We start from the raw sequence: 13,471 nt of genomic DNA, 5'->3' as shown, positions 1-13,471 counted from the left end.
GCAAGCGGGGAACATTCAGGCGACGTACGTACTTCCCCTGTAACCCTGCCACGCCCCGTCTCATTCCGAGACACCCGGTCCGATGCGCGAGACGATTTCGTCCCAGTAGCCGGGCATGGACTCCCAGGGGTCCGCTTCGTCGCGATCCGTCCGGTCCGTGAGGTAGACCGTGCCCGCGCCCTGCCAGCGGGCGATGCGCAGGGCCTCGTCCAGGTGCGGGCGCGGCACGCCGTGCACGAGGTGGCAGAAGCGCTCCGGCGGGTGGTCGGCGGTCCACTCGGCGACCTGGGACCAGCGGTAGCGGGACCAGGGCCCGGCGAAGGTGACGAGTTGGTCGGCGAGGGTGGCGTAGCCGGAGCACGGGTGCGTGCCGTGGACGAGGACGACGTAGGCGTTCTCGCGCAGGGTGCGCAGGGTGGTGACCACCCGCCGGATGCCGGGGAGGGCGCCGGCCTCGGTCGGCGCGCGGTCCAGCGAGAAGCCGTCGACCTTGTACCAGTTGAGGAAGCGCTGGGCCTCCGACACCAGTTCACCGAAGGGGCGCGAGCCGAACCCCACGTCCAGATGACCGAGGACGCGGACCCCCGCCTCGCGCAGCCGGGTGGCGGCGGTCAGACAGTACGGGTCGGGACGGCTGCCGGGGCCGCTCGCGACGTTGAGCACGGTCCAGTCCAAACGGACTTCGGCACGGGCCAGTTCACCCCATTCGAGGGGGGCGACCAGGGGGTGGGCGAAGCCGGGGACGCCGAAGCGGAGCGGTGATTCGCCCGGCGGCGCGGAGCGGCGGTGCCCCGAGGAGATCAGATGCGACATGCCGCCTCCATCCAGATGTCGGCGAGCGACTCCTCCAGACCGATCCGGGGACGCCAGCCGAGCCGGTCGCGGGCGGTCCGCACATCGGCCTGCTGCCAGGTGCCGCAGCCGTCGGGATAGGGGTACGCGGGCGGGCTGCCCAGATGCGGGTCGTCCAGCTCGTGCAGGGCACCGCCGAAGCCCGCGACCCGGGCGAGGAGCGAGGCGGCGTCCCGCAGCCGGACGGCGCGGCCGGTGCCGATGTTGACGGCGCCCTGGGCGGCGGAGAGGGAGGCCGCGTGGACGGCCCGGGCGATGTCGCGGACGTCGACGAAGTCGCGCTGGACGCCGAGGCCGCTGAGCTTGAGTTCGTTGTCGCCGCTCTGCATCGCGCGGCGCATGGACTCGGCGAGCCGGCCCAGCGGCGAGCCGGCGGGGGTGCCGGGGCCCACCGGGGAGAAGACCCGCAGCACGATGGCGTCCAGACCGGAGCCGAGCACCAGCTCGGTGGCGGCGAGCTTGCTCACCCCGTACGGGCCGCCGGGGCGCGGCACGGCGTCCTCGGCCGTGGAGGAGCCGGGCTGCGAGGGCCCGTACTCCGAGGAGCACCCCACCTGCACCAGCCGGGCGCCACAACCGCTGCGGCGCAGCGACTCGCAGACCGTGGCGACGGCGACGGTGTTGTGCCGCGCCAGATCGCGGGCGCCGCCGCGGGTGGCGCCCGCGCAATTGATCACCACGCCGGGGTGGACGGCGTTCAGGAACCGGGTGAGCGCACCGGGGCTGCCGGTGGCCAGGTCGAAGCGGACGTCCGCCTCGTCGCCCCGGCCGAGGGCGGTGAGCTGGACGGCGGGGTCGGCGAGCAGCCGGTCGGCCACATAGCGGCCGAGGTAGCCGTTGGCGCCGAGAAGAAGGACCCTCATCGGTCGCGCCCTCGCTCTCGCCCGGCGGTGCTGAGGGGGTGAACGGTCATCTTTCTTGCTCCTCTAACGGGGTGTGCGGCGTGCCGCGTGGCGGCGGATCGAAGGTCACCGGGCGAGGGCTCCTGCGCTATGCCTCCGGCGCGGGGGCGTAGGGGGAGGAGCCTGGGCGGAAGTGACCCGGCGCGTACGCGGGATCCCCGCGGCCATGGGCGCAGGCGCGGGACAGGGCGGAGAAGGAGTGGGCCAGCAGGGCGAGCGCGGGGACGGCGCAGGCCACGAGGGGGAGGGCGGCGGCTCCGTACGCCTCGACCGCCCGGGCGACGGGCTGCTCCAGGCCCGCGCAGCCGGGCAGCCGTGCCACCAGGAGCATGCCGAGCGGGGTGGCCTCCGCCGCGCAGGCGGCGAGCGCGGCGGTGACGGCCGCCTTGCCGTAGCCGTGCGCCGCCAGCAGCCGGCCGACGAACAGGAGCGCGCCGAGGGCCGCCACGGCGCCGTAGGCGAGGGCGGGCGGGGTGGTGGGCGCCGGGGCGGCGAGCTGTCCGGCGGACTCCAGGGCGGCGGCGAAGGGGCCGCCCAGCCGGGTGCCGGGCGCCGTGACCCCCGAGGGCACCGCCGTGCGCGCGGCCCACAGGAGCGCGAGCAGCAGGGCGACGAACAGTCCGACCGCCGCGAGGAGCAGCGGCCGGACCCGCGCCCCGAATTCCGCCAGCCCCCGGCTGGTCGCGAGCGCGCGGCACGCCCGCGTGCCGAACCAGTAGCCGCACCAGGCCGCCGGGGCGACGGCACAGGCCAGCGCGACGGCGGTCGGCGCGGCGGCCGCGGCGACGGTGGGCGGGGTGATCCCTTGGCGGCTGCCGAGCAGTTCGAGGAGCAGGCGCTCGCCGACGAGGGCGTACGCGACCAGCCAGAGGCAGCAGATCCAGCCCAGGAAGCCCCAGCCGTACGGGCTGCGGTCGTACGCCCGCCGGTCGAACGCACCGGGCCCGTGGGCGTCCGATCCGTCGGCGGCCCGAGCCTCGGACTCGACCGGCAGCGGACCGTCGGCGCGCTCCACGCGTGCGTGGATCTCTTCCGCCAGGGAGAACACATCGCGGTGCCGGCACTCCGCCGCCACCCGGTCCGTGACGCCGCGCGCCTCCAGGGCGGCGGCCAGTTCGAAGGGGTCCGCGGCGCGGGCGCACAGGAGGTGGTGCCGTTGGATGAGCGTCTTGACCGGATCGGCGGGACCGGCGTACTCCGCGGGACCGGCGGGGCCTGCGGGTATGCCGGCGGCGGCGGTCGGGGAGTTGTCGTCGGCGAGGGGAGTCGTCATGGGCGGCCCGCCCAGGTGGGTGAGGTGGAGCGGCTCCAGGGCAGCGGCGGGTGGGCGTCGGCGGCGTGGGCGAACGGCACGGACGGGTCCGGGGTCTCCTGCCGCACCGGGGCGCGGGAGAGGACTTCCAGATGGATCCCGTGGTACGCGGCCACGTTCCGCTCGACGGTGAAGAGTTCGAGCGCCCGCGCCCGGGCGGCGGCCCCGAGCCGTGCCCGCCGCTCGGGGTCGCGCAGCAGCGCGAGAGCGGCCTCGGCGAGCGCCCGGGCGTCACCCGGCGGGACGACCGGGCCGGTCCCGCCGATGACGTCCCGCACCACGCCGACGTCGGGCGAGACGGTGGCCCTGCCGCAGAGCATCGCCTCCACGAGCGGTGCCGGGAAGCCGTCCGCGGACCCGGCGAGGAGCACGACACTGGCGGAGGCGTAGACGTCCGGGTCACCGGCTTCGTCGAACGACGCGGCCTGCTCGAACGAGACGGCCGGGGCCAGGGCCGAGGGGGGCCCGGAGTCCGGTGGCGGCCCCGGGTCCGGGGGGCCGACGACGCGGAGGCGGACATCGGGCTCGGCCTCGCGCAGCTCGGCGAGCGCCTGCCACAGGGCGGGCTCGGGGCGGCCGCCCACCCAGACCAGGGTGCGGCCGTCGTCCGTGCGGGCCGCACCGGCCCGGCCCACGCCCTCGCCCACCGCGTCGTAGCGGCTCGGGTCGACGCCGGGGTGGACCGTGCGCAACCGCTTGCGGTCCGCGCCGCAGTGCTCCTGCCAGCGCCGGTCCCGGGCGTCGCCGTGGGTGACGAGCGCGGCCCGGTCGTAGACCTCGGCGGTCAGCCGCCGGTGGAAGGCGGAGAGCAGCGTCCGGACGGCCAGGGACAGCCCCGCGGCCCCCTCACCGCCCGTCCCGTCCGCGGTGCGCCCCGCGCCGCCTTCCCGCAGGTAGTACGCCCGGAGCCGGACGCCGTACTCGGTGACGAGGAGCGGTGTCCCGAAGAAGCGTTTGGCCAGCAGTCCCGGCAGCGCGGCGACGCCGCCCGAGGTCGCGTGGCACAGGTCGACGCCGGCCAGGCCCCGCTCGTCGTCGGCGCCGCTGCCGGACGCGCCGTACCAGTCGAGGGACAGCGGTCTCAGTGCCCGTTCCAGGAGCCCGGAGACGAGGAGGAGATCGGCGACCCGGGTGCCGTAGGCGGCCGGGTGCGCACCCGGTGCCCGGCAGGCTCTCTCCAGGGCGCGCAGGGCCTGTTCGGAGCGGAGCGCGCCCGCCAGCCCGCCGACCTCGCGGGCCAGCTCGGCGAGTCCGTACAGACCGTCGGCGAAACGGTACGCCAGATCTGCCGACGAGGGCTCCCCGGGTGAGCTGATCGCCGCGACCAGCTCACCGAAGTGCGTGTCGAACGCGCGCCGTTCGCGTCGCCCGTACGCGCCGTAGGCGCGCCCCCCGGCCCGGGCGGCCGGGTCGCCCCACAGCGGGGCCGTCCGCACCCGCCGCACCTGGGCCGGGAGTTCGGCCGGCTCGCCCTGTTCCTCGCGGGCGTCGCGGCTCAGTGCGTAGATCTCGAAGTCGTGTCCGTCGAGCCCGCGGACCAGTCGCTCGCACCACCGGCCGCTCTCGCCCGCGCCGTACGGGTACCCACCCTCGGTCAGCAGTCCAACGCGCACGAGCGCACCCCCGTCTCTCCCTGATGGCCACGTCGGCAACCGCCGAACGGCAGCGGGAGCACGCTATGCGCGGTCCCCGGTGGCGCGATGGACGGTTGTCCGTCGCGCCACCGGAAGGGGTGAACGCACGTGACTTTCCGGGAGATGCGGCGTTACTCCGCGCTATGCGACGGCTTCCGCCGGTTCGAGCAGGGGTACGGCCGCCAGCAGACCCTGGGTGTAGGGGTGCCGGGGCTGCTCGTAGACGGAGTCGGCGGGGCCCTCCTCGACGATCCGCCCGCCGCGCATCACGACCAGCCGGTCGCTGACCTGCCGCACCACGGCGAGGTCGTGCGCGATGAAGACGAGCGCCAGCCCCAGATCGCGCTGCAGCTCGCCGAGCAGCCGTACGACCTGCGCCTGGGTGGTGACGTCCAGGGCGGAGACGGGCTCGTCGCAGACGATCAGCCTGGGCTCGGGCGCGAGCGCCCGGGCGATGCCCACGCGCTGGCGCTGGCCACCGCTGAACTCGTGCGGATAGCGGTGGTACGCGCCGGGGTCGAGCCCCACCCGCTCCAGCAGTTCCCGCACCCGCGCGACGATCTCGGTGTCGCCCAGCTTCCCGGCGGCCCGCAGCGGGTCGGCGATCGACTCCCCGACGCTGCGCCGGGGGTTGAGCGAGGAGACCGGGTCCTGGAAGACCATCTGGAGCTCGCTGCGGAAGGACCGCAGCTCCCGTTCGCGCAGCGCCCCGATGTCCCGGCCCCGGTAGCGCAGCTCCCCGCCGGTGGGCTCCAGGAGCCGCACCAGCATCCGGCCGAGCGTCGTCTTCCCGCTCCCGGACTCACCGACGACACCGACCGTCTCCCCGGCGCGCACGGTCAGCGACACCTCGTCCACGGCGGTGACGGCCCGCTTGCCGCGTCCGAACTCCCGGCGCAGGCCGGTGGCTTCCAGCAGCGGGACGCCCTCGGAAGAGCCGCTCGAAGGGCCGTTGACGGACGGCTCACGAACGCCCGTCCGCCGGACGTTTATCCGCGGGACGGCGGCCAACAGGTCACGCGTGTACGGCTCGCGCGGCGCGCCCAGCAGCGCGCGGACCGGGCCGCGCTCGACCGCGCGGCCGTCCTTCATCACCAGCAGGTCGTCGACGCTGCCGGCCGCCACGCCCAGGTCGTGGGTGACGAGGATCAGGCCCATGCCGGTCTCCTCGCGCAGCTCGCGCAGCAGACCGAGGATCTGGGCCTGGACGGTGACGTCGAGGGCGGTGGTGGGCTCGTCGGCGACGAGGAGGCGGGGCTCGCAGGCGAGCGCCATGGCGATGAGGGCGCGCTGGCGCATGCCGCCGCTGAACTCGTGCGGGCGGGAGCGGGCGCGGCGGGCCGCGTCCGGGATGCCGACCCGGCCCAGCACCTCGGCCGCCCGCGCCCGCGCGTCCCGCCGGGAGGCGCCCGGGCGGTGGACGCGGTGGACCTCGGCGATCTGGTCGCCGACGGCCTGGTACGGGTCGAGGGAGGAGAGCGGGTCCTGGAAGACCATGGCCGCCACCCCGCCCCGCAACCGGCGCAGTTCGGCGTCGTCCGCGGCCGACACGTCGTGGCCGGCGACCCGCACCGAGCCGGTGACCCGCGCGCCCGTACCGCGGTGCAGACCGAGCAGCGCGTACGCGGCCGTGCTCTTGCCCGAACCGGACTCGCCGACGATGGCGAGCGCCCCGCCGGGGGCGAGCTCGAAGGAGAGACCGTCGACGGCCCGTACGACGCCGTCCTCGGTGGGGAAGGCGATGGACAGGTCGGCCACGGACACCAGGGGCTGGAGGTCGGCGGTCATCGCAGGGCCACCCTTCGGTCGGCGACGGCGTACAGCACGTCCGCCACGATGTTGGCGATCACGACGGCGGCACCGGTGATCACCACGACGGCCACGACGACCGGCAGGTCGATGGTCTGCGTGGAGCGCACCAGCAGCTGGCCGATGCCGGGCAGGCCGAACATCGTCTCGGTCAGCACCGCGCCGCCGAAGATCGACCCGAAGTCGGCGGCGGTCAGGGCGATGACCGGGGCCAGCGCGCCCCGCAGGGCGTGCCGCGCGACCAGCGACCGCTCGCGCACGCCGTAGGCGCGGAAGGTGCGGATGTGGTCCTCGGCCAGCGTCTCCAGGGTGGAGCTGCGGGTCAGGCGCGCGTACTTGGCGGATTCGAGCAGGCCGAGCGCGACCCAGGGCAGCAGCATGTTCCACGCCCACTGCTCGGGGTCCTCGGTCAGCGGCACGTAGGACGGGAAGGGCAGCCATTCCAGATACGCGCAGAAGATCATCAGCAGCACCAGACCGCTGATGAAGACCGGGGTGGCGGTGCCGGCGAGGGTGAGCCAGGTGAGGAGCCGCTCGGTCACCCCGCCGCGCCGCAGCGCGGACAGCAGACCGGTGCCGATGCCCACCACGAGCCAGACGACCATGGCGCCGACGGCCAGCGAGGCCGTGGCGGGCAGCCGCTCGACGAGGAGATCGGTGACCTGCTGGTTGTTCTGGTACGAGAGGCCGAAGCAGGGCGCGTCGCAGTGCAGCACGGTGGTGCCGGCGGAGTAGTCCGAGCCGACGAAGACGCCCTGCAGGAAGTGCCAGTACTGCACCAGGAGGGGGTCGTCGAGCGCGAGCTGCTCGCGGACCTGCCGGATCTGCTCGGGGTTGCAGCGCGGGCCGCACGCCAGGCGCGCGGGGTCGCCGGGCGCGACGTAGAACGTCACGTAGACGACGGCCGAGAGCACGAGGACGACGGCGACCGCGCCCAGCGCGCGGCGCAGGAAATAGGTGATCACGCCAGGCCTCCCGGACGGGTCTTGCGGGAGGTGCGCCCGCCCCTGCCGACCCGCAGCCGGGACGCCTCGCGCGGGTCGAGCGCGACGCGCACGCCGTCGGCGAGCACGGTGAAGGCGAGCGTGGTGACGAACAGCAGCAGCGCCGGCAGCAGCACGTAGGCGGGGTCCGAGCGGAACCACGTGGTGGCCGTGGAGAGCATCTGCCCCCAGGAGGGCGTCGGCGGCTTCACGCCCACGCCGAGGAAGGACATGCTCGCCTCGACGACGATGTTGCTGGGCAGCAGGATGGCCGCATAGGTGATCACGGGCGCGGCGAGCGCGGGCAGCAGCTCGCGCCGGGCGACCCGCCAGGACGAACCGCCGGTCAGCCGGGCGGCCGAGACGTAGTCGAGCTTCTTCAGGCTCAGCGTCTGACCGCGCACGAGCCGCGCCATGGGGCCCCAGGCGAGCAGGCCGATGGCGAAGACGAGCAGCAGCGGCCGCGGGAAGTCCGTCGGCACGACGGCCATCAGCGCGATGGCGAAGACGAGCAGCGGCATCGCGACCATCACATCGGTGAGGTGGCTGAGCGCGCTGTCGAGGAACCGGTTGCCGAGCGCGGCGGCCAGCCCCACGGCGAGGCCGATGAGCACCTGGACGACAGTGGCGCCGAGGGCGACGAGCAGCGAGACGCGGGCGCCGTAGAGGAGCCGTACGAACATGTCGCGGCCGGTGCCCGGTTCGACGCCGAGCCAGTGGTCGGCGCTGATGCCGCCGAAGTCACCGAGCGGCACTCCGCCGCGGGCGGAGTCGACGAGCGTGTCGTGGTAGGTGTTCGGGTCCTGGCCCTCCAGCGCGGCCAGCAGCGGCGCGGCGAGGGCGAGGAGGACGAGGAGACCCAGCACGGCGGCGGCCGCGACCGCGGACTTGCGCGCCCTCAGCCGCCGCCAGACCTGCCGGGCGCCGGAGGCGGGAGCGGCTCCCGCCTCCGGTTCCGAGGTGATGAGGAGGTCCGTCACTTGACCGCGACCTGCGAGACGTCGAGGACGCCGGTCCAGTCGCTGATGACGACGTTCTTGACGCTCTTGCCGTAGAGGCGCTTGTAGACCGGGTGGAAGAGCGGCACGGTCAGCGCCTGCTCGCCGATCTGCCGGTCGAGGGCGCCCCAGCGCTTGGCCGCGGCGGCGTGGTCGGTGACCTTGTTGATCGCGTCGATCTCGTCGTTGACCTTGGAGTCGTCGAGGCGGGAGGCGTTGAAGTTGCCCGCGCCCTCCTTGACGATCTGCCGGCCGTCGAAGATCGGCGCGAGGAAGGGGCCGCCGGAGGGCCAGTCGGCACCCCAGTGGGCGAGGAAGAGGCCCGGCTGCTTGTCGAGGCTGTGGGTCTTCTCTTCGTAGTCGTTGGTCTCCAGGCCCTCGAGCTTGACCTTGATCCCGGCCTCCTTGAGCGCGGCCTGGACGGCGGTGGCGATCTCGGGGCTGGTCTCGAAGTCCTGGGCGGTGGAGTGCGTCAGCGTGATCTCCAGGCCGTCCTCGTGACCGGCTTCCTTCAGCAGTTCCTTGGCCTTGGCCGCGTTGCCGGTCTTCCCCGCCGGGAAGTGGTCGTAGGGCGTGAAGCCGAAGGACTTCTGGTTCGGCAGGAAGGTCGTCGCCGGCTCGGCCAGCGAGGAGCCGCCCGCCGCGTTCACCACGCTGGTGCGGTTGATCGCGTAGGAGATGGCCTCGCGCACCTTCGGGTCGTCGAAGGGCTTCGCCTCGGGGTTGAAGGCCAGGTAGTTGGTGTAGCCGAAGTGGCCGGTGCCGACCCGGCCGGCGAGCTTCTTGTCACCGGTGACCTGGGCGAGTTCGGCGGGGCCGAGGTTGGTGTCGGTGGTCACGGCGGCGGCGTCCGCGCCCTGGCCGCTGGAGAGGCGCTGGTTGATGACCGCCGAGGACAGACCGGACTTGACCTCGATCCGGTCGGGGTACGCGTGCCGCTCCTTGTCGGTCTCCTCCGACCAGTGGGTGTTGCGCTCCAGCACCAGTTGCTCGCCGTCGCCGACGTTCTTCACGACCTTGTAGGGGCCGGAGGAGACCGGGTGCTCGGCGTACTTGACGCCGGTGTCCTTCGCCTTGGGCACGGGGGCGAACTGGGTGGAGGTGGCGAAGTAGGGGAAGTCGCCCACGGACTTGCGCAGCTTGAAGACGAGGGTCTTCGCGTCGGGCGTCTCGATCGAGTCGAGGCCCTTCTTCTCCTTGTACGGGCCCTGGTAGGAGTCGCCACCGATCAGCCAGTCGCGCAAGTAGGGTGCGCTGCCGGAGAGTTCGGCCGCGAAGGAGCGCTCGACGCCGTACTTGATGTCGGCGGCGGTGATGGGCGAGCCGTCCTCGTACTTCAGCCCGTCCTTGAGCTTGTACGTCCACGTCTTCGCGTCGTCGCTCGGCGTGCCGGTGTCGGTGGCGAGGTCGGGGACGACCTCGGTGCCCTTGGCGCCGTCCTCGCGGTTGCGGGTGGTGAGGGTGCGGTAGACGAGCGAGGGGATGTTGCCGCCGCCGGAGGTGTAGAGGCGGGCGGGGTCGAACTGCTTCTGCGGCTGCCGGTTGAGGACGGTGAGGGTGCCGCCCTTCTTCGCGGAGCCCTGGGCTCCGCCGTCGCCCCCGGCGCCGTCGTTGCCCTCCGGGCCGCAGGCCGCCGCGCCTCCGATCAGGACCACACTGACGGCGGCCGCGGCCACGCGGCGGGATATGACGGACATGTGACGCATGACGGGGTATGCCTTTCGCGGAAGCGAGAGAAGGAGAGCGGAAAGCACCCACGGAAGGCGGTTGGAGGAGCGCAGCGGAGCGCGGACCGCCCCCGGCGGGCGCGGCCCCGGAGGGCAACGCGGAAGTACGCGGGGGAAGGGCGGTCTCAGCGACAGAGGATGTCGGCGACTGCGTGCGCGGCCACGCCGATCAGCGCCAGCTCGAAGCCGGCGATCTCGGAGGCGTGGTGGTGCGACATGGCCAGAACATTGAACGAATTTTCGGCCCCTGGCAAAGCTGTCTCAGCATCAGAGACCGAATGTCTCACCTATTGAGAAGATAACGGGACGGCATCCCCCGCCCGCTCCCGGCCCGTCAGCCGCCCTTGGGGAAGGGCCAGGCGTTGGGGCGGCAGGTCACCCCGTCGGTGGTCAGAAACTTGGTCTGCTGCATCATCACCGGCGCCAGGGCGCCCTGCGTCTCGCAGGACTCGTGGTCGCGCCCGAGGCGGTGACCGACCTCGTGGTTGATCAGCATCTCCCGGTAGGCGTGCATCTGGTCGCCGTACGTCTGCGCGCCCTGCGCCCACCGATAGGCGTTGATCATCACGCGGTCGGTCGCGGCGGAGTCGCAGGAGACGTTGTCCTGGGTGGTGTCCAGACCCGATTTGGCGCACCAGGTGTGCGTCGTGCCGGGGCTGGCCAGGGTGATGACGAAATCGACGTCCTTGGAGGGGACGCGCTCGAACGTCCGCTTGCCGCCGTGGCCCCAGCTGCGGTCGTCGTTGAGGGTCCGGTGCACGGCCTCGGCGAAGAGCGCGCCGTCGAGCGGCAGCCCCTTCTCCACGTCAACGCGGTAACGCAGGACTTCACCCTTACCGGTGCCCCGGTCGTGGCCGCCCACGGGCTCGAACGTGCCGGACGCCTTCGCCTTCGCGTCCAGCGGGTACTTCTTCGCCATCTTCTGTTCGTACGAGAGGGGGACGGCTGCGCCGCCGTTCGGCGTGGGCCGGCTGTCGGAGCGCGAGGCTGCCTCGGATCTGTGCCGCTCGACGTCCGCGGACCGCGCCTGGGCCTTGTCCTCCGCCGTGTCCTCGACCTGGCCCGTGACGACGACGGCCAGCACGGCCGTCACCACGGCCGCGGCCACACCGGTCACGGTCCGCGCCGGTCCGCCGGTTCTCGGCGCGGCGACGCGCCGATTGCCACCGCCACCCGTGCCCCGCGGAGTGGGCAGCGGATTCCGGTCGGGGCCGTCGGAGCCGTAGTCCCCGGAAGGGACGTACACCGGCGGGACGTACGCGGCGGGAGCGGGTGCCCGGCCGGAGGGGCCGTACCCGGAATTCTCATACACATCTGGATCATGCCCGGAAGATCCATGGCCATGATCCTCGAACACAGTGGAGCCGTACCCGTGCGGCGCACTGTCGTGCCCCGCGCCCCGGGTGCTCTCCCCGCGCTGCGGGCCGATGAAGCCCCATCCGAGCCCCGGCTCGGCAGGCGCGGGATGCCCGCTCCGGGCGGACGGCCGAATGGCCTCATCGGCGGGGCCGACGCCGTCGGCCGCCGCACTCCGCTCGGGAGCGGCACGGTGGCGCACCCGGTCCGGTGCCGGTGTCTCCGAGCGCGGGGCCGGCGGGACCTGGCCGGCCGGTGCGCGCCTGCGGCCCGTGCCGGGGCCGGCCGGTGCCGCGGGCTCCTGGGCGGCCTGGGGGGCGCGTGCGCTGTGTTTACCCACGGGGCGGGGCGCTCCGTTCAGACGTGCTCGCGGGGACCGCGAGGAGTTCGCGGAAGGCACGGGCCACCGCGTCCGGATCCTCCATCATGGCGACGTGACCCGCGTCCAGCAGCGTCAGCAACCGCGAGTCGCGGAAAGCCTTGGCCGCGCGGTGCGCCATGCGGTAGGAGACGAGCTGGTCGCGCGTTCCGTACACGAGCAGCGTAGGGGCAAGGACCTTCTCCGCCTGGCGCCACAGCGAGTGCTGGCCGCCGAGGGTGTACGCGTCGACGATGCCGCGCGCCGAGCGCGCCATGACGTCCCAGAAGTACGGCAGCTCCAGCCGGCGCTCGTACTCCGCGACGGCCAGGGCGAATCCTTCCGGCGAGACCCGCGCGGGGTCGCCGTAACAGAGGGCCAGCACCTCGCGGGTCCGCCGCTCGGGTGTCCAGTCCTTGGTCATCCGGGCGAAGAGCGAGACGATGCCCGGCACCGCGAGCAGCCCGGTCGGCACGGCCGTGCGCTGCGGGCGGAGCTCGGGCAGGGCGGGTGAGACGAGCGTGAGCGTGCGGACGAGGTCCGGCCTGACGGCGGCGACCCGGGTGGTGATCGCGCCGCCCATCGAATTGCCGACCAGGTGCACCGGGCCGCGGCCGGCCGCGTCGAGGTGGCGGATGACCACGCGGGCGTACGCGGTGATGGAGTAGTCGCCGTCGTCCGACGGGGGCGAGTAGCCGAAGCCCGGCAGGTCCAGCGCCTCGCCGTCGACGGTGTCCGTGAGCCGCTCCATGAGCGCGGACCAGTTCTGCGAGGAACCGCCGAGTCCGTGGACGTAGAGCGCGGGCGGCAGTCCCGGCCGCGCGGCGGGACGGGAGCGCACGGCCAGGGTGGCCCCGGGCAGGGCCACGGTGCGCAGTTCCTCGCCCTCGCTGACCTGCGAGGACCGCGTGGGTGGCACCACGGGTACGGCGCGGGCGTCCGGCGACTGGGTCGATGACATGCGGGCAATGTTACGAGACGATCACGCCCGGCCCCCTATGGCGGCCGTCACAGATCGCCTGGCGGCGGGAAGCCGCCTCTCCTAGGCTCATAACCACAAGGGCGTGAGGGACCCTGGAAGAGCAGGGAAAAGCGGCAGCGCAGCGCGGAACACCGCACGGGACACCACGACGACAAGGCTCGATCAGGCAGACCGGGAAAGAGGCTCCGTATGACCATCGACCCGTCCGACCCCGCGACGTTCGAGGACGACGAGGAAGTCACGGAATTCGATGTCGAGGCACCGGAGGCCGACGCCGCGGAACAGCACGCGGACATCGCACCCCGCCGGGACGGCCCCCAGTCGCCCCCCGACCCCGACTCCGCCAATGAGGCGGACCTCCTGGAGCAGGCGCGGATCGTGGAGGAGGACGAGGACGACTACCGGTGACCGCGACCGCCATACCACCGGGTAACCCGAGGTCACCTGGGGTGACCTGCACCGATTGTCGGGTATTTGTCGGCTTCCCACAGCGTCCGGTACGTGAAATTCTCCGCTCCGACCACGCACGGCCCGGTTACCCAAAAGTACGATGGCGGG

At 73.4% G+C, this 13,471-nt stretch carries 12 protein-coding genes; 1 reads left to right on the top strand and 11 read right to left on the bottom strand.

The features are described 5' to 3' along the window. Window positions 1-60 precede the first annotated feature (60 nt). The 11 genes from AB8O64_RS23815 to AB8O64_RS23765 all read right to left on the bottom strand — a co-directional run bounded on the left by AB8O64_RS23815 (window position 61) and on the right by AB8O64_RS23765 (window position 12,892). Window positions 61-813 (bottom strand): spherulation-specific family 4 protein, encoded by a 753-nt coding sequence (locus tag AB8O64_RS23815; RefSeq protein WP_365209281.1) that lies wholly within the window; start codon window positions 811-813, stop codon window positions 61-63. Then, entirely contained in the window at window positions 801-1,715 is a 915-nt protein-coding gene (locus AB8O64_RS23810) for an NAD(P)-dependent oxidoreductase (protein WP_130879769.1), read from the bottom strand. The genes AB8O64_RS23815 and AB8O64_RS23810 overlap by 13 nt, the downstream gene beginning before the upstream one ends. A gap of 127 nt (window positions 1,716-1,842) precedes the next feature. Further along, on the bottom strand, window positions 1,843-3,027 hold the full coding sequence (locus tag AB8O64_RS23805; protein WP_370421270.1) for a hypothetical protein: 1,185 nt from the start codon (window positions 3,025-3,027) through the stop codon (window positions 1,843-1,845). Next, window positions 3,024-4,679 (bottom strand): DUF3492 domain-containing protein, encoded by a 1,656-nt coding sequence (locus tag AB8O64_RS23800; protein ID WP_370421268.1) that lies wholly within the window; start codon window positions 4,677-4,679, stop codon window positions 3,024-3,026. The genes AB8O64_RS23805 and AB8O64_RS23800 overlap by 4 nt, the downstream gene beginning before the upstream one ends. A gap of 162 nt (window positions 4,680-4,841) precedes the next feature. Continuing rightward, window positions 4,842-6,488 carry a dipeptide ABC transporter ATP-binding protein gene (locus tag AB8O64_RS23795; protein WP_370421267.1) on the bottom strand — a complete coding sequence of 549 codons (1,647 nt, stop codon included), beginning with the start codon at window positions 6,486-6,488 and terminating at the stop codon, window positions 4,842-4,844. Next, complete coding sequence (locus AB8O64_RS23790; RefSeq protein ID WP_370421266.1) at window positions 6,485-7,474, bottom strand: ABC transporter permease; 990 nt, start codon at window positions 7,472-7,474, stop codon at window positions 6,485-6,487. Before AB8O64_RS23790 ends, AB8O64_RS23795 begins: the two co-directional genes overlap by 4 nt. Continuing rightward, window positions 7,471-8,472, bottom strand: coding sequence for an ABC transporter permease (locus tag AB8O64_RS23785; protein ID WP_370421264.1), 1,002 nt, complete (start codon window positions 8,470-8,472; stop codon window positions 7,471-7,473). The genes AB8O64_RS23790 and AB8O64_RS23785 overlap by 4 nt, the downstream gene beginning before the upstream one ends. After that, on the bottom strand, window positions 8,469-10,196 hold the full coding sequence (locus tag AB8O64_RS23780; protein ID WP_370421262.1) for an ABC transporter substrate-binding protein: 1,728 nt from the start codon (window positions 10,194-10,196) through the stop codon (window positions 8,469-8,471). Before AB8O64_RS23780 ends, AB8O64_RS23785 begins: the two co-directional genes overlap by 4 nt. Before the next feature lie 146 nt (window positions 10,197-10,342). After that, window positions 10,343-10,435, bottom strand: a complete 93-nt coding sequence (locus tag AB8O64_RS23775; RefSeq protein ID WP_311775271.1) for an Ms4533A family Cys-rich leader peptide — start codon at window positions 10,433-10,435, stop codon at window positions 10,343-10,345. Between the two features lie 116 nt (window positions 10,436-10,551). Beyond that, window positions 10,552-11,529 (bottom strand): DUF3152 domain-containing protein, encoded by a 978-nt coding sequence (locus AB8O64_RS23770; protein ID WP_370421260.1) that lies wholly within the window; start codon window positions 11,527-11,529, stop codon window positions 10,552-10,554. Between the two features lie 376 nt (window positions 11,530-11,905). Beyond that, window positions 11,906-12,892, bottom strand: coding sequence for an alpha/beta fold hydrolase (locus AB8O64_RS23765; RefSeq protein WP_370421258.1), 987 nt, complete (start codon window positions 12,890-12,892; stop codon window positions 11,906-11,908). 210 nt (window positions 12,893-13,102) lie between these two features. Here AB8O64_RS23765 and AB8O64_RS23760 point away from each other — a divergent pair, with 210 nt between their 5' ends. Continuing rightward, window positions 13,103-13,321, top strand: a complete 219-nt coding sequence (locus AB8O64_RS23760) for a hypothetical protein (RefSeq protein ID WP_370421256.1) — start codon at window positions 13,103-13,105, stop codon at window positions 13,319-13,321. Window positions 13,322-13,471: the final 150 nt, after the last annotated feature.

The organism is Streptomyces sp. QH1-20, assembly GCF_041283565.1.
GTDB classification, from domain to species: domain Bacteria; phylum Actinomycetota; class Actinomycetes; order Streptomycetales; family Streptomycetaceae; genus Streptomyces; species Streptomyces syringius.
The sequence above is the reverse complement of the archived record's forward strand: the minus strand, read 5'-3'. Positions and strand labels throughout refer to the sequence as shown.

What these genes read in the sequence shown, in the direction of transcription:
- AB8O64_RS23765 (WP_370421258.1), bottom strand. Translation starts at nt 12,892, where the DNA reads ATGTCATCGACCCAGTCGCCGGACGCCCGCGCCGTACCCGTGGTGCCA.
- AB8O64_RS23775 (WP_311775271.1), bottom strand. Translation starts at nt 10,435, where the DNA reads ATGTCGCACCACCACGCCTCCGAGATCGCCGGCTTCGAGCTGGCGCTG.
- AB8O64_RS23760 (WP_370421256.1), top strand. Translation starts at nt 13,103, where the DNA reads ATGACCATCGACCCGTCCGACCCCGCGACGTTCGAGGACGACGAGGAA.
- AB8O64_RS23815 (WP_365209281.1), bottom strand. Translation starts at nt 813, where the DNA reads ATGTCGCATCTGATCTCCTCGGGGCACCGCCGCTCCGCGCCGCCGGGC.
- AB8O64_RS23810 (WP_130879769.1), bottom strand. Translation starts at nt 1,715, where the DNA reads ATGAGGGTCCTTCTTCTCGGCGCCAACGGCTACCTCGGCCGCTATGTG.
- AB8O64_RS23780 (WP_370421262.1), bottom strand. Translation starts at nt 10,196, where the DNA reads ATGCGTCACATGTCCGTCATATCCCGCCGCGTGGCCGCGGCCGCCGTC.
- AB8O64_RS23795 (WP_370421267.1), bottom strand. Translation starts at nt 6,488, where the DNA reads ATGACCGCCGACCTCCAGCCCCTGGTGTCCGTGGCCGACCTGTCCATC.
- AB8O64_RS23805 (WP_370421270.1), bottom strand. Translation starts at nt 3,027, where the DNA reads ATGACGACTCCCCTCGCCGACGACAACTCCCCGACCGCCGCCGCCGGC.